The organism is Anoxybacillus dikiliensis (assembly GCF_050613275.1).
Taxonomy (GTDB): Bacteria; Bacillota; Bacilli; order Bacillales; family Anoxybacillaceae; genus Anoxybacillus.
In genome coordinates, this window is sequence record NZ_CP187112.1 from 2,595,990 (window position 1) to 2,621,553 (window position 25,564).

Genomic DNA, 25,564 nt, shown 5'->3' on the forward strand with positions numbered 1-25,564 from the left:
AGAGGACTGCCTAGGAAGGGCGGTCCTTTATACATTCCTCCACATAAAATAACTACAAAGCTTTTATATTTGTTGAAATATATGAAAATAAAAAACTATATTGTAAGCGTTAACAAACATCATTATAATGACTTCAAACGCGTTTACGTTTTAATGCAAACGTTTGCATCCTCATTTTACTTCAAGAAAGGATGTGTGGGCATGAATTATTTGAAAAAAGTGTGGTTGTATTACGCTATCGTCGCTACCTTAGTCATTTCCTTTCTTACGCCCTTTTCAACTGCACAAGCAAATACTGCACCTATTAACGGAACAATGATGCAATATTTTGAATGGGATTTACCGAACGATGGAACCCTTTGGACAAAAGTAAAAAATGAAGCTATCAATCTTTCGTCTTTAGGTATTACGGCACTATGGCTCCCACCGGCATATAAAGGAACGAGTCAAAGCGATGTCGGATACGGCGTGTACGATTTATATGATTTAGGGGAATTTAATCAAAAAGGAACGATTCGAACAAAATACGGGACAAAAACACAATATATTCAAGCCATCCAAGCTGCTAAGGCGGCAGGTATGCAAGTATATGCCGACGTTGTATTTAATCATAAAGCAGGAGCTGATGCGACGGAATGGGTCGATGCTGTTGAGGTCAATCCATCTAACCGTAATCAAGAAGTGTCAGGAACATATCAAATTCAAGCATGGACGAAATTCGACTTTCCTGGTCGCGGAAACACGTATTCTAGTTTTAAATGGCGTTGGTATCATTTTGACGGAACAGATTGGGATCAAAGCCGTCAGTTAAATCGAATTTACAAGTTTCGTGGTACAGGAAAAGCATGGGATTGGGAAGTTGACACAGAAAACGGAAACTACGATTACTTAATGTTTGCTGATTTGGATATGGATCACCCGGAAGTTGTAGCCGAGTTGAAAAACTGGGGAAAATGGTATGTGAACACAACGAACGTAGACGGATTTCGCTTAGATGCGGTGAAACATATCAAATATAGCTTTTTCCCTGACTGGCTGTCATATGTACGTAATCAAACAGGAAAAAATTTATTTGCTGTCGGGGAATTTTGGAGCTATGACGTCAATAAACTGCATAACTACATTACAAAAACAAACGGAACAATGTCATTATTCGATGCCCCGTTGCATAACAACTTTTATATTGCTTCAAAATCAAGCGGTTACTTTGACATGCGTTATTTGTTGAATAACACGTTAATGAAAGATCAACCGTCACTATCAGTCACACTTGTCGACAACCATGACACACAGCCTGGCCAATCTTTGCAATCTTGGGTAGAGCCTTGGTTTAAGCCACTTGCTTACGCCTTTATTTTAACGAGACAAGAAGGATATCCATGTGTATTTTACGGCGACTATTACGGCATTCCAAAATACAATATTCCAGGCTTAAAAAGCAAAATCGATCCACTTCTTATTGCACGTAGAGACTACGCATACGGAACACAGCGCGATTATATCGATCACCAAGATATTATCGGCTGGACGCGCGAAGGAATAGACGCAAAACCAAACTCTGGACTCGCAGCTTTAATCACTGACGGCCCTGGTGGAAGCAAATGGATGTATGTAGGTAAAAAACATGCTGGAAAAGTGTTTTACGATCTCACTGGAAATCGAAGCGATACGGTAACGATTAATGCTGACGGCTGGGGAGAGTTCAAAGTCAACGGAGGCTCCGTTTCCATTTGGGTTGCGAAAACATCACAAGTCACGTTTACCGTCAACAATGCGACAACGACAAGCGGACAAAATGTGTATGTCGTTGGAAATATTCCAGAGCTCGGAAATTGGAACACAGCAAACGCAATCAAAATGACCCCATCTTCTTATCCGACGTGGAAAGCAACCATTGCTCTTCCACAAGGAAAAGCAATTGAGTTTAAGTTTATTAAAAAAGACCAAGCTGGAAATGTTGTTTGGGAAAGCATTCCAAACCGAACATACACCGTTCCATTTTCATCAACAGGCTCATATACAGCTAGTTGGAATGTACCTTAAGATTAAGCTAATCTTGTATAAAATAAAAAACAGCTTGTCAGCTCTTGCCGGCAAGCTGTTTTTATTAGAAGGCGTGACAGTCACCAACAATCCTTACTCCGCATGTAGTTTATAAATAAACGTACCAAAATGAGATGAATACCAATATACATCGTTGTCGATGATAAGCGGATGCATATTCCCAGGTGAAGGGATACCTATCTTTCTCGGTTCCTTCACTATGCGACCTTCCCCATCAATGACAGCGTAAAATGTCGACGAGACTCCGTTCTCATCGTCCACACTCCAGATAAGAAAAAATCGATCATCGGTTATTTTTCGAATATGCATTTCCTCTACTGATTTTCCAGAGGAAGATGAAAAGTTTGTGAACCAATTTATTTTTACAGCTGAATTGTCCTCTGCATCTTTCGGAACAGTCGCCACAAATAAATTTTTTGCTTGACTCACCCCATATGGGTTTTTCGGGTGCACACTCGATCCTACAACAACATAATTACTTGTTGCTACTTCGAATCCTCCGAGTTTCGCACCGGTGTAATTAATACATTCCTCTTCTACTTTCGGAAAACGAAGAATATCGATGACATTTGTAATCATTCCATCCTCTTCCGTTTGAAGAACAATTGAGCGTGGATACGCATCACCATGATCGACATATACGATACGATTGCCATCAAACCGTACAAACGTCGCAAACGAATGGCTTACGTGATTGTTCGGCCATTGGTAGCTATCTTTCGGGAGTAGAGTCATAGTTTTTGTATCAACAAGAAATGAAATATTCGATTGATGTCGTTTTCCATCGGCAGACGTATAACGTAAACGTGCTGTATGAACAGCTAAAACACCATTCCAACTGTCCATCTCCAAATTACTCGCATCAAAAGGTTGTGTTACGTAAACATCACGAATACGTAGCTTCCCAACTTCTTTCCATTCCTTATTATATTTCACAATGGAAAACACATCTTTTGAGTTTGATTCATTATTGTTGTTAGCCCCATAGACAACATAATAATATCCATCGTCAGAAGCGTGAAAACCACCAAATATCGGTAAATCCATTGGAATAACAGTTTGCTGATGGGAGCGAAACATCGGATCAAAATGATGAATATATAATTTTCCATCATAACTTTCTAAAATGTTTATTTTACCCTCATCTGCAAACATATAACGATTTGCAACTGCAAAATAGTTACCATAACGATAGTCGTTCGTTCCTACATTCAAATTTATTGGAACATACTTCACCTTTGCCTCTTGTAATGAAAAAATGTGTACTACACGTTCCTTCGCATTCCAAAACACTTGACAGCCAAGACCTTCCGATATGAAGCGCAAAGGGACAAAGACTCTCCCGTATTTCGAAATAGCTGGAATATCTAAGCGAACTTTCTCTCCATTGACTGTTGCAGTTTTTTCATTTAAACGAAGCGTAATCTTTCGATCATTTAATTGTCCTGTAATCGTCTTTGTTTTCTCATCCCATGACAGCTTAGCATCTAAAGCATCAAATATGCCACGAAGCGGAACGAGGGTATAACCATCTTCCACATAAGGTGGTTGTGGAGAATCAAACAAAACTTCCTCACCGTTTACAAAGACAGAAACGACATTTTCTTCCCAGTCAATCTCAATAATTGAACTAGCTACAGCAACTTGATGTCCAAAAGAAAACATCGCAAACATCATTCCAAAGACCAACATAAAGCACAAAACTTTTTTCACGTATATCCCCCCTCCACACTCATTTTCCCTATCCTTTGTTTAAGTACCTATATATTCTTTCTCGAAAGCTCCTCTTGTTCCTTCTTGTTTCAATCGAGTAGGAGGAGGTGATTAACCTCCGTCCTCTCACACCACCGTACGTACGGTTCCGTATACGGCGGTTCAATCAAGATCAATGACGCAAGAATTCGTAACGTTCTTGTAGACTTTTAAGACCTTTGTCATTCCAGTAGGAGTTTCCAAGGGTTTTTTGTAAGATGGGGCTATTTGAAATACGCCAGTACCCTTTCCGACTATTCCCCCATTCATAGGCTTTCCACGAAGGAACTCCCAATTTGATCAAGTTTCGCACCCTCGTTTTTGGTGTTTTCCAATTCTTCCACAAGCACATGCGAAGTCTTCGACGAATCCATCCGTCTAGTTTCCGAAAGATTGATTTCGTATCCGCCAGCGCAAAGTATCCACACCATCCTAATACATACTGATTCAGTTTCTGAATCCGATATTCCATGGGATATGGCATTCTCCTAGAAGTGATTTCTCGTACTTTCCTTTTCATTCGTTTCAGGCTTTCTTTTGCGATTCGAACGTTTGGTTCCTTTGCGTCGGTGAAGCTAAATCCAGGGAATTTTCGTTTCCATGGACGGTCTACTGCCGACTTTTTCTCATTCACTTTCAAGCGGAGTTTGCGTTCAATGAATCGTTGAACGCTTGCCATTGTTCGTTCTCCTACCCTTTTTGATTTCACGTAAATATTACAGTCGTCTGCGTAACGAACGAATGGATGTCCTCTCTTTTCTAATTCTTTATCCAGCTCATCTAGGACGATGTTTGAAAGAAGCAGACTTAACGGGGCTAAACCCAAGACGCATTCGCGTTTTGGGTCAACCCCTGTTTTATAACGACTGTTGTAAGAAGGCTTATTCATTACATCTCTAAATGTGTCTTTCATCGTCGGGAAATCGCTGTCCGCTCTTCTTCTGGAACAACGAGATAATAAACACCGTCAATTTTCTTTCCTTGTCCTTGCATATGAAACTGCTTGATATGATGTCGCGGCAAACTCCACGCGACTAACCCCTAATATTTACCAATTGAACGACCAATTTTTCCAACTCATCGGCACATAAGATCTTTTCAGTAAAACGGCTTGGCAATTGGTGATATCCGATTTCCAACCCTTTCAATCCTCCCGCAATCGCCGCAATTGTATCGCTGTCTTCTCCCATGTTCGTCGCTGAAATGACGTCGTCTTCAAACGATTCGCAGCGCAGCAGCCAGTGAAGCACCCAGCTCATCGTATGCACCACATAGCCGTCAGGCGGACAGGAAGGGGCAATCGTTAACAGCGGTTGGTGTGTGTATACACAATTTCTTGCCGAATCGCCTCCGACAGATTTTCTCCGCGAAGCAAGCGGAAAGCAATGCGGTTATAAATGAGGCACACTTCCGTCGCCTTTTCATCAGCATGCGTCATGCGCGAATGGAGGATAGTGATCTCCTCCATCTTTTCTTGATTCGCATACGCAAGCGCAATCGGCAAACAGCGCATTAACGACCCGTTCCCCGCACAGCGGCCGCCAAGCTCCCGGCAAGCCCGGGACGCAGCCTTAAACCAATCGCCTTTGTAAATAGAAAACACTGTACGAATAATGTTTCCAACATCTTTCGGTTTCGTATCATACCAACGTAAAAACTCCTCGCCGATAGCGGAAATAGGGTGATCAAGGCTTTAAATAATCCCTTTGGCTACTGCGATCGTCATCGCCGTATCATCTGTCACTTCCCCAGGTGAGAATTTCAACCAACCACCACCGATAATATCTGTCACTTCCCCATATTGATCTCGAACTTCCTTAGCGCTCATAAACTCTGTCGTCGCTCCAAGCGCATCGCCGATCGCAACACCGAACAGACCACCTTTGATTTGATCAAGAACATTTTCCTCCCCTAACGTTTTTATTTCATTAGAAGAAATTTATCCTCCCATATACTGTTTACAAACCGATTGACATATATCATCTATGAAAAAGAAATGTGTACTTAATAATGATTAAAACGTCGATTGGGATTGTGTACAGGATCAGGAACATTTAAATCCGATTGACGATTTCTTAACTGAGCAACATGTTGGTAGATGGCACCCTCGCTACGACGAGCAATGGTGCTAGACTGTTCATGTGTTTTAATGAGCTCTGCAATTTCTTTATTGCTTTTTTCAGGAAAACGATCGAGGTAGTAATAAATGCAAAGATTTTCTTCTCTTGTCCATAACTCATGTTGATTCATTTCTATCACCATCCCATTTTTGAAAAATTACTTTTACCTTTTTGGATACTGTTTCTTTCTGTTGCAATTTTCTCCCACTTCCCGAACTCACTCTTTATTTATACAACCATCCATAAAAACCTTTTTCTCCCACAAAAATTTTATTACTATATATCCAAAACCAAAAGTCTATTACACCGCCTCTTACCATGATATCCGTTGTCATACCGTTTAATTAATAGAATATTTCGATAATTAAACACAAAAAAATCCTTCTCTACCGAACCGACTGCCCATACAAATTAGCGCACATTCTGTACCAGAATCCACACGATCCAGAGCGCCAATGTTACACAGAGTACATCAATGACCACATCCGACACAGGCAGCACCCGCCTAGGCTGAAACGACTGATACCACTCATCGAAACAGGGTTAAATGATGATAAACACCCGCACCCCGCCATCGCCCACCATGCGACAACCGCAAGCAAGCCGAACACTGACACATGAGTGGACTTGCGCACAAAGTAATTCCAAGACCATACACCATCATCTTGACTGATTTCGGTTATTGCTAAAAGAAAGATATAGCGATGAATTCGTTAAGATTCATTTCCTTTGCACACTTGCTTTAATTGTTGGGCGAGCTCTTGCACCATATCTTTTGTAGTCATATGGGTCGACGACTCCCCACGCTCGCATGCCTCAAGTAAAATATGCTTGAACTTTTCTGTTTCTAACGACACTTCTTTTACTTTCATTAGTCTAACCACCTCCATACGAAAGAAACCCCTGTGCCATCACGGCAACAGGGGCTCGTTCATTTTCGTTTATCATTGGATTGCATGAAGAAATACGTCAATCACTCGGTTTTGTTCTTCAGCTGTCATACTCGAGCCTGACGGCAGGCAGATGCCGTTGGCAAACAAATCGTCGGACACACTCCAACCTTCCTCATGCGGATAATACCGTGCTCCCGCAAACAGCGGCTGCAAATGTAGTGGCTTCCATACCGGACGGGCCTCGATATTCTCCGCCGCCAGCGCGTTAATGATCTCCATCGGTGTCACGCCAAGCTTCTGTTGGTCGATTGTCAACGTTGTCAGCCAGCGGTTTGACATCGTTCCTTCAAGTTCAGGCATAAAGTCAACGCCATCAATCTCCCCTAACGCTTGCACATAGCGGTCAAAAATCGCTCGTCTAGCACTTCTAACTGCGCTGGGCGGATGACAATTTCCCTATCTGCTACAAAAGTCACTTTCCTAAAATTCGCTTATTTTGTGAACCAGTAATTACAACTGCCACAGCAGAAAATACAAAAGGGTATAAGCCTACTTTACACTCTACAATCCTTGCTATAAAACTTTGCATTCTTATTTTGCATTTAACAAGTGATTTACAAATTACTCGATCAAAAAGCCCAAATGTCAATTTAATGTTCTTCCAAAAAATCTCTTAATGAGTCTCTCCAGTAAGGCAATTCCTTAAAGCTGTTTATCCTTAACGCCATGTGTTCAAGTACTGAGTAGGCCGGTCTTGGTGCTGGTCTTGGAAAATCTTTTGTTGTACAAGGATTTACTTTAATCTTAATCCCAGCTTCTTCAAAAATCGCTTTGGCAAACTCATACCAAGAGCAATGTCCAGAGTTAGAAACATGATAAATGCCGTACTTTTCTGTTTGAATCAGTTCTAAGATGCAATTGGCTAAATCGACTGTATATGTCGGGCAGCCAATTTGGTCGTTGACGACCATTAACTCATCCCGTTCTTGAGCCAGCTTTAACATCGTTTTGACAAAGTTATTTCCATGCTTTCCATACACCCAAGAAGTTCTAACAATGAAAAATTTAGAGTGTAGGTTGCGAACAAACTGTTCCCCAGCTAATTTGCTTTTACCGTATACACTAAGTGGATTGGTTGGAGCGAACTCATTATATGGTACATTCGCAGTTCCATCAAAGACATAATCTGTACTGATGTAGACAAGTTTGGCTCCTATAGCTTCCGATACTACTGCAACATTCCTCGTTCCATAAGCATTAATTAAAAATGCTTGGTCTGGCTCAGATTCCGCTAAATCCACTTTTGTATAGGCAGCAGCATGAATCACGACATCTGGCTTTACCTCACTAATGACCTGCTGTACTTGGTCGAAATTAGTGATATCTAGTTCCTCACGTCCGTATCCGTAAACCTCATAACCTCTATCTGACAACAAATCGACTAAATCTGTGCCAAGCTGACCTTTTGCACCTGTTACAATAACTTTCATGGCTTGTCACCATGCTGCTTTTGATAATAGTTCATATATTCACGGGATTTAATATTTTTCCACCATTCTTGGTTGTCGATATACCATTGAATCGTTTCAACGATGCCCTTTTCAAAAGTATATTGTGGCTTCCAGCCAAGCTCTGTCATAATTTTCGTCGGATCAATCGCATAACGGCGATCATGACCTGGACGATCTGCAACATATTTAATTAAATCTTTTGATACACCAAGTTTTTCAACGATTAAATGTACAATTTCATTATTCGTACGTTCATTATGTCCGCCGATATTGTATACTTCCCCCGATCTGCCTTTATGAATGACTAAATCAATCGCTCTGCAATGGTCTTTCACATGCAGCCAGTCGCGAATATTTTGGCCGTCACCGTAAATCGGAAGTTCTTTCCCTTCCAACGCATTCGTGATCATTAATGGAATGAGTTTCTCAGGGAAGTGATATGGCCCATAGTTATTGGAGCATCTTGTGATATTCACATTAAGTCCATACGTTTCATGATAAGCTCTTACAAGCAAGTCTCCACCTGCTTTACTTGCCGAATAAGGGCTATTTGGTGCCAATGGCGTTTCTTCGGTAAAATATCCTGTTTCCCCAAGCGTCCCGTACACTTCATCGGTTGAAATTTGTACATACTTCTTGATATGATTTGCTTTCGCCACATCTAATAACGCTTGCGTGCCTAATACGTTTGTTTTCACGAAAATATCAGGATCAGTAATACTACGGTCGACATGCGATTCTGCCGCAAAGTTGACGACTACATCAATCCCATGCGTTTTAACTAAATAATCCACTAGTTCACGGTTATTGATGTCACCTTTCACAAATGTATAGCTCGGATGATTTTCCACATCTTTTAAATTTTCTAGGTTTCCTGCATACGTTAATAAATCGTAATTGACTACTTTGTAATTTGGATATTTCTCAAGCATATAGCGAACAAAATTGCTGCCAATAAAACCTGCTCCGCCCGTGACTAAAAGATTCATAACTGTCTCTCCCACTCAAAGTTGATTTCGGCATCTGCTAATAGCGGATGTTTCGTGTCTTTGTCAGAAAGAATTGGATTCGCTGTCGGCCAGTCAATTCCTAACGCCGGATCATTCCAAAGAATACCACGATCATGTTCAGGTGAATAATATTCATCCACTTTATATTGTACTTCCGTATTTTCTACTAACGTACAAAAACCGTGCGCAAAACCTTTCGGCACAAGCAATTGCCGCTTATTATCCGCGCTTAAAATAAACCCTTGCCATTTGCCAAATGTCGGTGAACCTTTACGAATATCAACAACGACATCATAGATAGCCCCTCGAGTAACACGAACTAACTTCGTTTGCGCCTTTGGATTTAACTGATAATGAAGCCCGCGGATCGTTCCCGCTTGCTGGGATAACGAGTGATTATCTTGAATAAAGTCGAAATCAAGCCCATATTCTGCAAAAAGCTTTTTATTGTAGCTTTCCATAAAAAAGCCCCGGTGATCACCAAACACTTTTGGCTCAATCAACAATACACCGGGTAACAGCGTCTTACTCACTTTCATTCCCAAGCACCTCATCTTTACAAATAAATCGGTCGTTTTTTCTGGTTGGCAATATCAATTAAATATTGACCGTACTGATTTTTCTTTAGCGGCTCCGCTAGTTTTAATAACTGTTCTCGATCAATGTATCCTTTCAAATAAGCAATTTCCTCGAGGCACGCGATTTTTAAACTTTGCCGCTTTTCAATCGTCTCGATAAACTGTGAAGCCTCAAGCAAAGATTCATGCGTACCGGAATCTAACCATGAAAAACCTCTTCCTAAAATCTCTACGTGTAACTCACCAAGCTCTAAATATTTTTTGTTCACATCTGTAATTTCTAACTCGCCACGAGCGGAAGGCTTAATGCTTTTCGCAAATTCAACAACGCGATTGTCATAAAAATACAACCCTGTCACCGCATAATTAGACTTCGGATGTTTCGGTTTTTCTTCAATGGAAATGACTTTTCCATTTTCATCAAACTCTACAACGCCAAAACGTTCTGGATCGTTTACGTAATACCCAAACACCGTCGCTCCTGTTTTTCGTTCCACCGCTTTTTGTAATAACTTCGTCAACCCATGGCCATAGAACAGATTGTCTCCTAAAATCAGCGCAACATTGTCATCACCGATGAACTTCTCTCCAATAATAAACGCCTGCGCAAGACCATCTGGGGAAGGCTGCACAGCGTAAGACAACGAGATTCCTAGATGTGACCCGTCTCCTAATAGCTCCGCAAACCGAGGCGTATCATTAGGAGTGGAAATAATTAAAATATCTCGAATACCAGCTAACATTAAAACAGATAACGGGTAATAAATCATCGGTTTATCGTAAATAGGTAGCAATTGCTTAGATACTGCCTTTGTTAAAGGATAAAGGCGGGTGCCGCTTCCTCCAGCTAAAATAATCCCTTTCATTATTATGCATCCCCTTAATTAGCTATCCAGAAATAGTTGTTCATAGTCGCTTACAATTTTATCCCATGAATATTCTTTAATGATGCGTTCTTTTGCTTTTGCTCCTAGTAATTCTATTTGCTCCTGAGTATATTGATCCGCCATATTAATCAACTGAATTAATGATCCTTGCTCTTTTGTAAAATATAACGCCCCGTCTGCACCAACTTCTTTATTAAAAACTACATCTAGTAATAAATTAATTTTCGTTGATGCCAATGCTTCTAGAAGAGAAGGGTTTGTCCCTCCCACTTCATGACCGTGTAAATATCCGTAAGCTTGCTCACGAATTTTCTTTAAAAGTTCCTGATCATACACAGTACCAACAAACTTAATACGAGGATCGCGATCAAATTTCGTTTTTTCAAGCAGCTGCTGATAAAAGGCATTTTGTTCAACATTTGAAATAATCACTAAATCCTTTTTAGTGTTAGATGCCATAAACTCACGAATCATTAGTTCATAATTGTTTTCCGGAACAAAACGTCCCACAATTAAATAATATTCAAATGGCTTTACCTGATGTTGACGATACCAATCAACTAGCTTCGCACCATCATCCGCAAGTGAAGATGCCTTCACATCCGCTCCATAAGCAATAAATGTAGTTTTAGGGCGATAGTGTCTATATTCATTTTGAATGTATGACTCAATCCCACGTGAATCGCATACTAATAAATCCGCATGTTTCACCATTAAACGCTCAGAAAACTTCCAATAACGTTTAATCCAGTAATTCCACTTGCTTCGCTTCCATTCATGTCCATCTGGATTCACAAATACTTTAACACCCATTTTTTCTAGCTGTTTCTTATAAAATGAGAAAAATGGACCAATTCGACAGGCCAGAATATACACAATGCTGTTATTTAGATTGTTTTCTTTAATATATCGAATACATTCCTGTAAACTCATTAAATCATAAAGAACCGCTTTCACACTTCCCACATCAGGAACCTTTACATTAAAACATCTAGCATTGTTATAATAAAATTCATCGTTATTCTCCCCTAAACATGAAACATGGTAAGTGATATCCTCACTTATCTTTCTCTTCGTCAAATATTCTACAAACGTCTCAAACCCGCCATATTTGGCAGGAATGCCTTTTGAACCTATGATAAAAACATGCTTCATTTTAACGAGCTCCTATAACTTTTTTATATAAAGATTGAATTTTTCGAACATGTATATCCATTGTGTAAGGAAAGTCTTGTTGGTAAATATTTCGATTTATTTTTTCTAAAATTTCCCTATCATGAATGAGCTGCTCCAAAATATTGGCTAATTCAGTTGGATCAGCTTTAAAAATGATTCCCGTAACTCCATCTTCAATAATATCTTGAAAACCAACGTGTTCCGAAACGAGAATAGGAACACCATATGACAGTGCTTCTAAACCAATAAAGCCAAATGTTTCTTTACAAACACTTGGAATAACCAATACATCCGTTTCCTGAAAGATGTTAAATAAGTCCTTATATTGATATCGACCATGAAACGTAATGAAATCCTTTTCTACATCTAAAGGAATGCAATAATCATTGCCATAAACATTTAAATGCCAATTTGTTTTTCCCTGTTTTAATAGTGAAGTTAAGTTCTTTCTTAATAAGAAAAAGCCCTTATATTCTTCCAGAGGCCCTAAAAATGTAATTTTTAAGGGTTTTTGCACATCATAATTTTTTAATGAACGATTATCCTTAATACCAGAATGCGCAATGGGAATTACTTCCCCTGTAATATCCACATAGTTCTCATATACTTTTTTCGTAGTAGAACTGTTAAAATGAAAATAGTTAATAGATTCTAGTATACTACAATAATAGTCTCTTAACTTTTGAAACTGAACAGCTAAACCTAAATCAACTTTGTCTTCCAAAAGTATAGATTGTTTTTCACTAAGTTGCTTTATCTTCTGTTTTTTACTTTCCCTTAATTTCTTTACTAGGAAGCTATTTTTAAATGTTTTATACACTTTCGATTGCATCATATAAATTAAAGGAAAGCTGTAAGCGTTAGTATTGCATATTGCACATTTTTGTCCGTCTCTATAATCTGTACAAATTTGATTATTATAATCAATTAAATTTACTTTTGGACAAATACCGTAATAGTCATGAGTTGTAAAAATAACTTTAATTTTTTTTTCTTTAGCAACCTCGAAAAATTCTTTATGTATCCCCATTAATGTATGGACGTGGATAATATCAGGCTTTACTTCTTCTAAAAAAGAAGAAAACGCAGCTTTGGAAGAAGCTCTTTGCATAAAAAGTTCAGGATTTTTTACTCCACCTAGTAAAGGAACAGGCAGAGGATTGATTAATTCAAATACATGAATCCCCCGATATTCATTATCTTCTTTGATTGTAATCTTACGAGAAAAATTATAATGTCCAGGATAAAGTAAATAAACCTTATGTCCTAATTTTGACTGTTGAATCATTAGGTCCACAGAATATTTGGTAAGTCCCCCTGACCGATAAGGGGGGAGGCCCAAGGTATAATGTAGAATTTTCATACAAATTACACCATATCTTTCCTATTTTTTATTATACGTACTGGATTTCCTACAGCTACACTATAAGGGGGAATATCTTTATTCACCAGTGTGTTAGCTCCGATTACACATCCGTCCCCAACTGTTACTCCATCTAGAAATACAGCTCCTGCTCCGATCCAACAATCGTTTCCAACTTTAATTCCTTTATTTGTAACACCTTGATGTTTTATTGGAATGTCAACGCGGTCAAAATTATGATTTTCAGAGTGAAATCTCACATTTTGCCCCATAATAACATTTTCGCCGATTTCAATTCCACCCGCTGCACCAAAAAAACAGTAATCTCCGATTCCGCTATTTCTACCAATTTTTATTCCTTTTCCAATTTTCCTGAAACTACCCGTACACTTTATTTGTGTATAAGCCCCTATTTTGACATTATCACCGATTATGATCCCTTCTTTAGATAACCCATCGAGTAATACAAAGTCCTCTAATGTTACACCGTTTCCTAATTGAATATACTTTTTAAATCTGATCTTCACATTTTTTCCAACAAAAAGAACCTTTCCACAACGTTTCAAACCAATCCTTTTATAAAAACCCCTGATTAAACACTTAAATCTATCAAAAATAATTATAAAAAGAACAGAAAGAGTAATACTTTTATCTAATGTAAAATCTTCTTTCTTCAGCCTAGATATCAATTGTTCCAACAACTTTACCAAAATATCACCTTCTTATCAAAGGTATTTAGTTTATTAATTTCATTTCTAAATCCTTAACAACATTTTCCCATTCATATTTATCTACTGGTTTCATCCAATTTTTATTTAAATTGTTGTTAAGATAGGCTTCAGAAAGCTTTTTTAGCTCTAGATAAATTTCTTTTTCATTATTTAAAATAACCGGTCCTTTTTCCACATTTTCCATTATATTCTTTAATTCATCTTGAGGATCCCCTAAAAGGGTCAAAATTATAGCAGGACTTCCCAGATACTCGTATACTTTTCCAGGTACCTGGGTACTTTTTTTATTGCCATATAATAATAAAACATCGGCTTTTGCCGTATATTGTAAGGCCTGTTCATATGGAACCAAAGGGAAAACTTTTACATTACTATGTTTCTGTAATTTTCTCTGGTCTTCATAATTATCAAACTGTCCAATAAAAATAATATTTAGCAAATTATATAATTTAATATCCTCTCTCTTTAATAAATCTAATGCCGCACATAACGGGCTAATATCTCTGAGTGTATGATATATTGTACCTAAATGTAATATATTGAGCTTATTTTTTTGCAACCCCTCCAAACTCTCTTTTGATTTTCTCATGCTATCAATATATATTTTTTTATCATAACCTCTAAATACGATAGAAGCTTTGCTTTCATTTAATCCATATTTATTTATATATAAATTCTTTGTTTTTTCCGTAGTAAACAATAGTTTATCTATTTTTTTTACAATTTTATTTTCAATTTTTTCCTCAATATATTTTTTTAAAACAGTTCTATTATCACGTAAACTATCCCCATTCCAAGGATCACTCCAATAACCAACCCATCTAACATTATTAAATTTTCTCTTTAATAAGTATGCAACTAGATGGCTTGAAGGGGTTTCATGTATTGAAAAAATAATATCATAATCTTTACTTTTCACAAGTTTTTTAGCGAATTTATAAGCAGGATAAATCCATAGCATAAATGCATCAGGAATTACAAGTGTATTTTTAATAAAAACACTAATCTTTCCCTTTATGGTGTTATTAATGGAGGCGCTTTTAGAATCATAATTACCTCCCACATCACTTTTTTTTCTATAAAAAAATCTATATAAAAACCCTGGATTAATTCTATAAACATTTACATCTTTATCAAATGCGCCCTCTAATCTTGAATCATAAGCAACTGCATTTTTTGGATATTGAACCCCTACAACATCTATTTGATGACCTAGCCTCGATAAATAATTTATATAATTTAATGCTCTGATGTTTCCTGAACCAATATAAGGGGGTAATTGCGTAGCAATTACAAGAATTTTCATTATGCCTCTCCTTTATTGAAATTGTTACATTGTATTAAATAACCTACAATAACCTATGATCATAGGCACAGCAAAGTAATAAACGTACTGCATTTCTAAAAAGATGATTCCATCCATCATACATGCGAGAAATGTTGAAAAAATCATTACAAAAAGTTTTCTTTCTGATTTAAATATTAAATAGTTTAAGTATATAAAGTAAAATATAAACAATACTCCTCCAACAATTCCGTTTCTCATCATTTCATTTATAAATTGGTTATGTGCGTGACTAAATGCTTCATTTCCATAATAATCAGTATATAAATAATACTGATCCGATAACTCTATAACCCCTGATGGATAATCTCTTAAGAACTTTAATCCTGCTTCCCATATATATATTCTCCCACCAAGTGTATATATATCACGTGTGGTATATACATAAATATATATATAATAAATAGAACACAACAAAATAGTAATAACAATTAATATGAGAATAACTTTTAGATATTTGCTAATCTTCTTGAATTCCACAAATGGGAATAATGAAAAAATTGAAGTAGCTAGTATAGTTACAGAGTCAGAAAGATAAATATTTAATATACCCAAAAATAGAAATATAATTTTAGTATATTTTTTTATTTCCTTATTTAACACTATTATTATCAACCCTAAGAAGCAGAAGAAAGCATACCTTGATTTATGTGTCATGAACCAGGAAAGTCTATCTTGGCCAAATTGGTCGATAAAATCACTTTTCGGAACTAAATGAATAATTGAGTCTGAAGAAAAATATAACTGGCTATAACCCATAAAATATACTATAGGAGCAAAAATAAAAACTACAAAATAAATATAAGTTAAGATATTGTAAATTTTTTTGGTAAAAAAGGCATTTTTACTTAAGTTAAAAATATTAAATAATATTGAGCATATAATAAAGGGTATAATATATATTGTTGAGTATATTATAAGTTTCTCATTAACAACTAATGTATTAATCATTATATAGGTAACATAAATAATCAAAAATAAAGATAATAATTTTTCGTTTTTATTAAACATAAGGTATTTTAACCTAATTAAATTAATACACCAAACAATAATTAATATACTTGAGATGATAGTCGCAAAATAAATAACATTATTACCCAAATTAAACCTCACAATTATTCCAAAAGAAAAAAAGCATAGGAAATATATTAAGTATATTAAATCTCTACTCACTACACTCATATACATAAATGAAAAATCCCTTCCTCAACTGGAATTGTACAAAATCCTTGGCATATTTCTATCTCACTTTTTAAAGGAGTATTTACCGATTTATATTTAGAACTTTGATTAAAACTTATTGTGATTTCCTTATTTTTAACTCTTGAAATATCCTTTAGTTTCTTTAGTACAAATTTGTTTTCCTCAATAACATTTATTTTAATACTATCTCTTATAGTTACATAATCAGCTAACTCTGTCCCCGTACAATACCAAACGTTTTTATTTTTCAAGTAATTAAAAATATATTTCAAAGAATCTAAATCACTAAAAATATTAGGCGTTTGTATTCTTCCATCATCCCTTGATGGCGCAATATGTTCTTGTATACTAATGATTAAATTATTCTTTAGTAAGTAATCTATTTGAGATAACTTCCTTTTTAATAAAAAGGGTTTTAGCAGTATTTTAGCAATTCCCTTTATACTTTTATAGTTTGGTTTAAGAATATCATTGAATAAGCCTCCATTGACCGTAGACGGAATATCGATTACATTGTTCTTCCCGAAATATTTGATATCGAAATTTGTAATAGGATTTCTGTCATTCCCACCTATGTCACAAGATGGATCATCTATAATCCCGCGATTCCAGTATCTACACCACCATAAAAAACCAGATTTATCTATACTATCATCCGAAAATTCATTACTTTTATAGCCACAATATTTTCCACCTTTAGGATATTCCCCTACTGTCTCTTTAAAGATCTCCTTACCTTCCTTAATTCTTTCTAAAGCTTCTTCTAAAGAGCTATAAGATTCCCATTCCTGAATAAAATCTTTTGCAGTATCTCCCACTATTCCATGAGTTGTTCCATGATAGGCCAATTCATAATTAGGATGCTCATGAACCTTTCTAAAAAAATCAATTGATTCTTGATCAGAGTTTATTTTTTTCGAAATAGATTTAATAGTTGGATTTTTAATCATTCCCACTCTCTCGCCCACAGGCACGAAGAAGGTTACTTTTACCTCTGGAAATTGCTTTAAAAGCTGTTCTTCTAAAAATCTCATTGAGGAACCTTGTGAATATTTCCAGTATCCCCAGTCTTCTCCTAAATCTAATTGTCCATTACCATTTGAATCCACCCATACATTTGCCAAATCATCAATAAAAAATAGAACAGGAGAATCAGCATTGTTTTTCCATTTACAAATTTCTATCATGTAACACACCTTCGTATAATTTTTGTACATAACTATAAAACCTAATCTTATACACTAATCTGGAATCGTACAAATAAACTCCTTAAACTAATTTTATTACTAGTTACTCAACTCGTTTTTACTTGTTAATTTTTTAATTCCTAATTTTATAAGTTCAGGTATTTTCTTTTCTTTTATTTCTGGTATAACACCTATTTTTAAAAAAACAATTGTAAATATAAGAATATAGAAGATATTTGCAGTTATTTCAAAAAGAATTGCATCAATATACTGTTGATAAAATAAATAAAACATATAAAATAGCAACGTAATTATTAAGTATTTATAAGGTCGCCAAATACTTAAATGCGTATCATAATACTTTCTGCCCATACGATGATATAAAATATTTGCGATGAAATATGCAATTATTGTGGAAATAGCAGCTCCATATATCCCTATAAACGGAATTAATATGATATTAAGTAGAACATTTATTATCGCAGATACTGTCACCAATGCTGAATTAATAATCATTTTATTTGCAATATGCAATCCTAAAGCATAAAATTCGCCTAATCCCCACAAAAACTGAGATATAGCAATAAAAAGGATAACCTTAAAAGCATGTAAATACTCATTTGTAGCTAAGAGCAAAATAGCGATTTTTGAAAAAATTGATAAAAAAAGTATTAATAGGCAACCAATAAAAATATATATGTCAAAATAAAATTTTATTGTTTGCCTTCCTTTCTCTTCTTTATATATAGAAAACTTTATAGGGGTGAAAACTTTTGAAAACGGAACTAAAAATAATGGATTTATGATCATACCAATTCTATTTGCCATTGAATAGAAAGCGACTGCTTGTAATGACATCAATTCTTTAATAAAATAACGATCAATTAAATTTAAAACCCATACCGAAACCTGTCCGGGAGTTAGGCCGGCACCGAACCGCAACATTTCTTTCAATTCATAAAGATTAATCTTAAGCTTTATGTTTTTGAAATCCCAAATAAATAACCATGTTAACACAAAAGCAACTGCAATTAAATGAGACTTAAGAAGCCCTTCTATTCCTTGATGGAGAACTAATATATAATACGCAGACAACACAATTCTTATTGCAAAGATTATTAAATTAATACTGCTCGATTTAATTGCTTCCAATCGCATAGCATAATAGGAAGCATAGATTTGAATTAGACATTCAAAAAACGAAATAATGACTATATAATTTAAAAATATATAATCATTACGCTTCTCTAATAAAGGTTCTGCAATAAAAGGAGAAATTATAATAGCAAAGAGGGAGAAAATACCTCCCCATATAATTGAGAAAATTAAAGCAGTATTTTTAAGGCAGTTTTTATCAGCGGTTTCATTGAAAAATCTATTCATTCCAGAGTAGATTCCTACTGTCATAAATATACTTAAAAAGGACTGTACTGTAATTATTAATTGATATAATCCTACCTCTCTAATTGGTAAGTTTTTTGTGTATATAGGTATTAATAAAAAATTAAATATCTGAGTTATTACTGAAGCTATTAAATATACTATTCCATTCGATAAATATTTTTTAGTGTGACTCATATATTTATTATCACCATCTAATTGTAAAAGTCTTTTTTAGTGGCCCCATGTGTACATAAATATATTGAACATATCTCTTAAACCCGAATTTGCTATAGCTTTTTTCTGAGAATTTATTTCCTTTTAAAATGTTTACTATTGCATTTTTATACCCTAATTCTCTAGCTTGCTCTAATCTTGAAAGTATAGAATAGCTATGTGACCCCATTCCTCTAAATTGCCGAAATGTATAATCGTCAAATAAATATGCAGAATTTTTATCCACCTGCACAAATGTATTAATAGTACTATCGAATGTATTAGTAAAAGAGAGATGATAATATCCATAAATATTATTATCAGCATCTTTTACAACATATGGTATTACTTCTTTTTTATTTATGTCTATTATTCTTTTCTTCAATATTTGATATTTTTTCGAACTAATTTCTTCCGGATATAATCTATAAATTAACTCTAGATCCTCTATAGTCATTCTACACAGACTAAAGCTTTTGTAGTAATTAATATTGGGCAAAGAATGCTCTAAAATTAACTTATAGCCATAAGTGATTGTTATAAATCTTTTAAAAAACAATCCAACAGACGCAAAAAAGCCATGTTTCCTTAATATTTTTATTAATCTCATTTCGCTCCCCAAAAATTTGATATTTTAAATTTATCTAAATGCTGAAGAACCTCTTCTTGAATTTTCTTTTGATTTTTAAGAAACTTCTTTTCGAGTAAAAAAGCTGCAATTGTATTTCCTTTGACAGTGTAAGAGTATACTCTTAGTACTCTCTTCATAAATGCTAGTTTGTATTCATCAAGACCTATGCCTTCTGTATATATTCCCAATTGTTTAGAAAAACTATCCTTAACACTTTCATGTAATGATAAATTTCCAACTCTTAACTTCTTTGGTGTATTTCTGTCATATGATGCATCAAAGCAATATTTATTGTTTCTATAATAAAAATTCAAGCGATAAGCCACTTTTTTGTTATTTAATTCACAAAATATTACATCGTTATCATAATAAGATAATAATTTCTCCACAAATAATTTTTTATCCTTATCTAAATATATACTATGTTTCGAGTCATTTAATTTTGTTTTTGATATATTAATTATTTCTTGCAAAAATTTATCACTAGGTTGATATTTGATTGAATGGTACTCGTAATTCATTTTTTTTATATTGTTGTGGGCTGTGCGAATATTTTGTTTAGTCCCTTTTGAGTAAATCTTTGAATAATAATCTTCAAAATTTTGATATTCCGAAAGCTCTATAAAAGGACATCCCGATAAAATTGCTGAATTGCGACTATTAATATCTATTGTTCGAGTATATTCTGGAATATATTTGAGATGAATTAAGTCAAATTTATAATTTGAATATAAGTAATTAAATATTTGATTAAAATCTTCTTTTTGTAAGTCATAACCGATAATGTCTATTAGAGTGCCAGCCCATTGTTGTCCTATAAATTCTATAAACTTAAATTTAAGTCCATACTTCTTTCTAACTACAACAATAAATGGAGCTATAGCTTTCAATAATCCATTCTTGTATAAAAACAAAATAAGAGGTTTTTTTTCATATCCAAACGCTTCATCTTCCCGATTAAGAAATACTTCTAAATAACTTTTTATCCAATAATAATTTGTATTAATGTTTATATTATTGCTCTTTAACTCTAACTCCAACCACTCTTTTTCCCTTTTTTCTAACTTTTCTAGTGAGTCGCAGATTTCTATATTATACATCAACTCTCTCCTTTACTTTAACAATTTTATATTCGTATATCTAATTTTTAACACTTATTACATTGCCTTCTTTGATACATTTTTTTTATAAATTTCTAGCACTCTCCAAAAATAATCTTCTTGGTGAATTTTTTTTACTATTTCTTGGTGATATTCGTATCTATCAATAACCTCTATTGTTTTTTTAGTTAAATCTAAAAGATCTCTAGACGAGAATAATAACGTTCCCTCAGGTCTTTCACAAACGTCGCTCGCAACTGCTGGAATATTAGCGAATATTGCTTCTGCTATTGAAATTCCATAACTATCAGTGTTTGTCGGCCTAATAAATAATTGTGCTTTTTTTAAAATAGGAAAAAGTTCTGTATTCTCTACCTCATAAAAAAAAATATTTTCTTCTAATCTGTACTTATTAACATTGTCTTTTAATTGATGATAATATTTCTTTTCCTTCTCTGATTGCTCATTTACCCCTAAAACCGCTAGTAATAACTGTACTCTATAACATTTTTGATTAATCAATATATTCATTAAATCTATTAATAAATCAAAACCATATAAATCTTCATTATTATAAAACCTTATATTTCCATTCGCTACAATTAAAAAATCGCTTTTTTCAATAAAAACTTTTACATTTTGGGGTAGCCTATCATATTCGGCCTCATCTTCATATGGATGAATATAACTATGAACAACCTCTATTTTTGTTCTATCAACATATTTACTTAGTTTTTCTTTTTCATTTGGACCTACACATATAAATTGGTCAATTCGTTTAATACAATATTTAAAAAGTAACTTTTCTATAAGATTATAAGACTGTGGATCGTCTCTAAAGCTATGATAAGTTAAAATTGTTTTATATTTAAGGATTTTCGATAGAAAGACAAGTATAGTAATTAATTTAAAATTTCTATCGTGAAAATGTAAAATATCATATTTTTCTTTTAAAATATAAAATAATATGCTTTTTGTTTTGCGTAATTTAAGACCTTCTCTTTTCTTTAAAACTCCTGTATTTGAATATATATGAACTTCAACATTTTGATCTACTAGATTCTTTGCCAATCTTTTGATATGAATTGATCGGCCACCGTAAGGAGGAGGATAAGTTCCAAATAAAGCTATTTTTTTTACCATAAACTCTCCATCCAATTCATTTTATCTTTTATTTCCAATAGTCATTTTAATTGAAAGTTCCTTGTCAAAAGGTATGGTTATCTTTTTGCTAGATTGCTTATAACCATATGAATTCGAAACCCAACAATTATCTATTTTGAGAGCTCGTATATAATCAAACTTAATACATATACTTCCTTTTTCAAGTACAACTTTATTTTTGCTTTCCTCTAGTTTGATCACTACATCTGGAGATAAGATTAATGTGATTTGAGCACTTTTATTTGTGTCCCCAATTAACTGATCCTTTATTAAAACAGTATTTTCCTCTAATAATACGATTCGTTTATGAATAATATTGCACTTTTCTTTAAATCCTATATGCGTTCCCTCAAAAAAGTTCGTGTTAAATCCATGGTTTTTAGCATATGTTTGTTCCTTCATATAAAACAAGTTATATTCTTCAAAATTATTTTGTTCAAAATTCTCTATTTGCACCGTATTGTGCATTTCTGTACTACGAAAAAGGTTTCTCATTTTGTAGTCAGCAGTATAGACATACGAGCCGGGATCAATAACGAAATCCTCCCCGTCTACGTTGAGTTCAAAACTTAACTGATCATTATGACTGTGAACCCCATCTCCCCTAAATGAGAGTTCTCCGCATCTAATACAACAATAGACTCGATCGTTTCTTAAAATATAATATCCTCCGTCTCTATAAGCAATAGATGTTAATGGTTCAGGTTTTTCTACATTACTTTTATAGTTTTGGTAAACCCATAGCGTATCCTCAATATAGTCTCTTCCATAATACCGAAAATCATCTCGATCAAATAACTCCCCCGCTATACCTAGTAAGTGGCGAAAATCATTTCTTACCCATGTGCTGTAATTAGATAAGATCAATAGCCTACCATCATCAGCGTCACCAATAATAGGAGCTAATCCGTTTGGCTTAGTGATATTCATAATAAATTCACACATTTTTTCCAATCTAGCCATGTAATCCCTAGTGAAATGAATATTGTTCTTATTACATAGCACCGTAGTCTTTAAAAATAACTCTGTTACTAACCGATGATAAGAAGTAGAGGCTTCATAGTTTGTACCATCCGGATTATTTTGAACAAACATTTCTTTTTCCAATTCATTAAGCCCATAGTCAAGCCACTTTTTAGGATTGTTGTTCTTATTTCGATCATTAACAATAAATGAACCGAAGTAAAGCCCAAGCCAAACTAATCCAACAATATTGGATAAGTAATGGTTGCCGGTATGTGGTCCTTTATTTTCTAAGTTTTTGATAATAAATCGACCATGCAAGTATAGGGACTTATGAAATTGAATCCAAAAATTCTTATCGATTGACGGAGAGTCTTTAAAAAAGAAATAAGCTGCAATCCAATTAACAGCCCTGATTGCAACATCCATTGTACAAGTCCAATTGACTGACATCTCAACTGGATTTTTTTCTATCCAATCTTCTATTTCATCTCTAAACTCTATAACATATTTTTCATCGTTAGTTAACCAGTAAGCTTTACCTAATGTAAAAAGATGCTGAAAACGAGATAATTCCCAAGGAACTTTAACATCTGCATTGTTTGATAAGTCTATGATTTTAATATCTTTATAAAACTTATTTTCCCAAACGAAGTTTGTTTTAAAGTCCATATTCCAAGGCAACTGTTTTCCAAGATATATATCGCCTGAACCCAATAGGTTAAATATATGGGAACAGATTTTATCAGCATCGTTAATAATTTGTTTTTCAATGTTTAACTGTTTAATTTTCTCTACCAATAATTGTTTATCTGTAGTATTAAAGAAAAAATTACAGTTGGGTTTGAAATTAATAAAATATTTATTATCTATATCAATTGGCTTAAGTTTAATTATTTCTTTTCTTATTTTATAATAAAGTAGTTCATATAATTTAATCACAATTTTCTTTAAAGCTTTATCGATTGGCATTTTTCTTAAATTTTGTATCTTTCGCGTTATCTCTTCCATATTTCCTCCTAAATTGTCATCGATACTTCTGTGTTACTTGTTATCGGGAGCACCCCACGCGTATCAATAACAATTTTATTGGATAGTGCTTTCTTATCTATTACTTTAAAATAATCATGATCCACTAATAAGACAACTACATCAGCTTTCTCAATCGCATCCTCTGTTTTTACAAGTTGGACATTTGATTCTAGTAAATCTTTTGGAAGCTCCTCAATATGTGGCTCAGCTACATATATAGTTTGATCATAAATAGCAGATAATTCTTTTACAATTTTCACCGCTGGGCTTTCTCGCAAATCATCAACGTTTGCTTTAAACGCTAAACCTAGGCACGCGATTGTTGGGTTTTGCAAACTCTTCGTTGCTTCTTTGATCTTTTCAATAACAAAATCAGGCTTAGAGTCATTTACCATACGAGCTGTTCGAATAAGTTTTGCTGTTTCAGGAGCTGCATCCACGATAAACCAAGGGTCGACCGCTATGCAGTGTCCGCCTACTCCAGGGCCTGGCTGCAAAATATTTACACGTGGATGATGATTTGCTAAATTAATTAACTCCCACACATTAATGCCTAGTTCATCACAAATCATAGACAGTTCATTGGCAAATGCTATATTTACATCACGAAACGCATTCTCTGCTAATTTAGATAGCTCTGCCGTTCTCGCGTTCGTTTCTAATATTTTCCCTTTTACAAAATTCTTATAAAACTCAACTGTTCTTTTCGTCGATTCCTCATTAATGCCACCAATAATACGATCATTCTCAATTAACTCTTTTAAAATTTTTCCTGGTAGAACTCGCTCTGGACAATGAGAAACAAATATACGGTTCCCATGATTTTCATCAATACTCAAATCTTCTCTCTCTTCTAAAATCCATTCTGCCACTTTCTCTGTTGTTCCAACAGGACTTGTCGATTCCAAAATAACAATATTTCCTGGTTCTAAGTAATGGGAAATGGATCTTGCTGCTTGTTCTACATAAGTCAAATCAGGATTATGCTTTTCTTTAAGCGGTGTCGGAACAGCAATAATAAAAACATCTGCCTTTCCAGGTACAATAGACGCTTTTAAATACCCGCTCTCTACCCCTTTTTTAACCATTTTATCTAAATCAGGTTCATAAATATGCACTCGCCCATTATTGATTAATTCAACTGTTTTCTCGTTAATATCAACTCCATGAACTTCAAATCCGTTGTTCGCTAACACAGTCGCTGTCGGTAATCCAATATATCCCAAACCAATCACACAAACTTTTTTCATTTTATACA

The 25,564-nt window shown here is 34.5% G+C and carries 22 protein-coding genes and 4 pseudogenes; 2 read left to right on the forward strand and 24 right to left on the reverse strand.

Going from position 1 to position 25,564, the window contains the following annotated elements:
* Positions 1–219: 219 nt before the first annotated feature.
* Together amyS and ACPF7I_RS13515 are read left to right on the forward strand one after the other, a co-directional pair.
* Positions 220–1,743: pseudogene (gene amyS, locus ACPF7I_RS13510) on the forward strand (alpha-amylase); the annotation flags it as partial.
* Positions 1,729–2,043: a CBM20 domain-containing protein gene (locus ACPF7I_RS13515; protein WP_430746028.1), complete on the forward strand. Its 315-nt coding sequence runs from the start codon at positions 1,729–1,731 to the stop codon at positions 2,041–2,043. The pseudogene amyS and the gene ACPF7I_RS13515, both read left to right, overlap by 15 nt.
* Before the next feature lie 93 nt (positions 2,044–2,136).
* Here ACPF7I_RS13515 and ACPF7I_RS13520 read toward each other — a convergent pair whose 3' ends face one another.
* The 24 genes and pseudogenes from ACPF7I_RS13520 to wecC all read right to left on the reverse strand — a co-directional run bounded on the left by ACPF7I_RS13520 (position 2,137) and on the right by wecC (position 25,556).
* A complete protein-coding gene (locus tag ACPF7I_RS13520) occupies positions 2,137–3,777 on the reverse strand; it encodes a copper amine oxidase N-terminal domain-containing protein (protein WP_430745725.1) in 1,641 nt (546 codons plus the stop codon).
* 172 nt (positions 3,778–3,949) lie between these two features.
* The gene (locus ACPF7I_RS13525; RefSeq protein ID WP_431019043.1) at positions 3,950–4,729 is read right to left on the reverse strand and encodes a group II intron maturase-specific domain-containing protein; all 780 of its coding nucleotides are present in this window, start codon (positions 4,727–4,729) and stop codon (positions 3,950–3,952) included.
* Between the two features lie 121 nt (positions 4,730–4,850).
* On the reverse strand, positions 4,851–5,075 hold the full coding sequence (locus ACPF7I_RS13530; protein WP_430745723.1) for an ADP-ribosylglycohydrolase family protein: 225 nt from the start codon (positions 5,073–5,075) through the stop codon (positions 4,851–4,853).
* A 44-nt stretch (positions 5,076–5,119) separates the two neighbouring features.
* Positions 5,120–5,644, reverse strand: a pseudogene (locus ACPF7I_RS13535) (ADP-ribosylglycohydrolase family protein).
* Between the two features lie 176 nt (positions 5,645–5,820).
* Positions 5,821–6,066 (reverse strand): hypothetical protein, encoded by a 246-nt coding sequence (locus tag ACPF7I_RS13540; protein WP_430745721.1) that lies wholly within the window; start codon positions 6,064–6,066, stop codon positions 5,821–5,823.
* 281 nt (positions 6,067–6,347) lie between these two features.
* Positions 6,348–6,467, reverse strand: a pseudogene (locus ACPF7I_RS13545) (VanZ family protein); the annotation flags it as partial.
* 182 nt (positions 6,468–6,649) lie between these two features.
* Complete coding sequence (locus tag ACPF7I_RS13550; RefSeq protein WP_430745720.1) at positions 6,650–6,808, reverse strand: hypothetical protein; 159 nt, start codon at positions 6,806–6,808, stop codon at positions 6,650–6,652.
* A gap of 72 nt (positions 6,809–6,880) precedes the next feature.
* A pseudogene (locus ACPF7I_RS13555) lies at positions 6,881–7,252 on the reverse strand (DegT/DnrJ/EryC1/StrS family aminotransferase); the annotation flags it as partial.
* Positions 7,253–7,479: 227 nt separating this feature from the next.
* A complete protein-coding gene (gene rfbD / locus ACPF7I_RS13560) occupies positions 7,480–8,319 on the reverse strand; it encodes a dTDP-4-dehydrorhamnose reductase (RefSeq protein WP_430745719.1) in 840 nt (279 codons plus the stop codon).
* The gene (gene rfbB / locus ACPF7I_RS13565; protein WP_430745718.1) at positions 8,316–9,329 is read right to left on the reverse strand and encodes a dTDP-glucose 4,6-dehydratase; all 1,014 of its coding nucleotides are present in this window, start codon (positions 9,327–9,329) and stop codon (positions 8,316–8,318) included. The genes rfbD and rfbB overlap by 4 nt, the downstream gene beginning before the upstream one ends.
* Positions 9,326–9,889 carry a dTDP-4-dehydrorhamnose 3,5-epimerase gene (gene rfbC, locus ACPF7I_RS13570; protein WP_430745716.1) on the reverse strand — a complete coding sequence of 188 codons (564 nt, stop codon included), beginning with the start codon at positions 9,887–9,889 and terminating at the stop codon, positions 9,326–9,328. The genes rfbB and rfbC overlap by 4 nt, the downstream gene beginning before the upstream one ends.
* Before the next feature lie 17 nt (positions 9,890–9,906).
* Positions 9,907–10,794, reverse strand: a complete 888-nt coding sequence (gene rfbA, locus ACPF7I_RS13575) for a glucose-1-phosphate thymidylyltransferase RfbA (protein WP_430745715.1) — start codon at positions 10,792–10,794, stop codon at positions 9,907–9,909.
* Between the two features lie 18 nt (positions 10,795–10,812).
* Positions 10,813–11,970: a beta 1-4 rhamnosyltransferase Cps2T gene (gene cps2T / locus ACPF7I_RS13580; protein WP_430745713.1), complete on the reverse strand. Its 1,158-nt coding sequence runs from the start codon at positions 11,968–11,970 to the stop codon at positions 10,813–10,815.
* A gap of 1 nt (position 11,971) precedes the next feature.
* A complete protein-coding gene (locus tag ACPF7I_RS13585; protein WP_430745712.1) occupies positions 11,972–13,354 on the reverse strand; it encodes a glycosyltransferase in 1,383 nt (460 codons plus the stop codon).
* Between the two features lie 5 nt (positions 13,355–13,359).
* Entirely contained in the window at positions 13,360–14,064 is a 705-nt protein-coding gene (locus ACPF7I_RS13590) for an acyltransferase (RefSeq protein ID WP_430745711.1), read from the reverse strand.
* A 25-nt stretch (positions 14,065–14,089) separates the two neighbouring features.
* Entirely contained in the window at positions 14,090–15,391 is a 1,302-nt protein-coding gene (locus tag ACPF7I_RS13595; protein WP_430745709.1) for a glycosyltransferase, read from the reverse strand.
* A 24-nt stretch (positions 15,392–15,415) separates the two neighbouring features.
* Positions 15,416–16,033 carry an O-antigen ligase family protein gene (locus ACPF7I_RS13600; protein ID WP_430745708.1) on the reverse strand — a complete coding sequence of 206 codons (618 nt, stop codon included), beginning with the start codon at positions 16,031–16,033 and terminating at the stop codon, positions 15,416–15,418.
* Between the two features lie 575 nt (positions 16,034–16,608).
* Positions 16,609–17,820 (reverse strand): hypothetical protein, encoded by a 1,212-nt coding sequence (locus ACPF7I_RS13605; RefSeq protein ID WP_430745707.1) that lies wholly within the window; start codon positions 17,818–17,820, stop codon positions 16,609–16,611.
* 99 nt (positions 17,821–17,919) lie between these two features.
* Positions 17,920–19,398: a lipopolysaccharide biosynthesis protein gene (locus tag ACPF7I_RS13610; protein WP_430745706.1), complete on the reverse strand. Its 1,479-nt coding sequence runs from the start codon at positions 19,396–19,398 to the stop codon at positions 17,920–17,922.
* 10 nt (positions 19,399–19,408) lie between these two features.
* Positions 19,409–20,026, reverse strand: coding sequence for a hypothetical protein (locus tag ACPF7I_RS13615; RefSeq protein WP_430745705.1), 618 nt, complete (start codon positions 20,024–20,026; stop codon positions 19,409–19,411).
* The gene (locus tag ACPF7I_RS13620) at positions 20,023–21,147 is read right to left on the reverse strand and encodes a hypothetical protein (protein WP_430745703.1); all 1,125 of its coding nucleotides are present in this window, start codon (positions 21,145–21,147) and stop codon (positions 20,023–20,025) included. The genes ACPF7I_RS13615 and ACPF7I_RS13620 overlap by 4 nt, the downstream gene beginning before the upstream one ends.
* A 57-nt stretch (positions 21,148–21,204) precedes the next feature.
* Positions 21,205–22,290 (reverse strand): glycosyltransferase family 4 protein, encoded by a 1,086-nt coding sequence (locus tag ACPF7I_RS13625; RefSeq protein WP_430745701.1) that lies wholly within the window; start codon positions 22,288–22,290, stop codon positions 21,205–21,207.
* Between the two features lie 21 nt (positions 22,291–22,311).
* Entirely contained in the window at positions 22,312–24,285 is a 1,974-nt protein-coding gene (locus tag ACPF7I_RS13630; RefSeq protein WP_430745700.1) for an alginate lyase family protein, read from the reverse strand.
* Between the two features lie 8 nt (positions 24,286–24,293).
* Positions 24,294–25,556 carry a UDP-N-acetyl-D-mannosamine dehydrogenase gene (gene wecC, locus ACPF7I_RS13635; protein ID WP_431019048.1) on the reverse strand — a complete coding sequence of 421 codons (1,263 nt, stop codon included), beginning with the start codon at positions 25,554–25,556 and terminating at the stop codon, positions 24,294–24,296.
* Positions 25,557–25,564 lie beyond the last annotated feature (8 nt).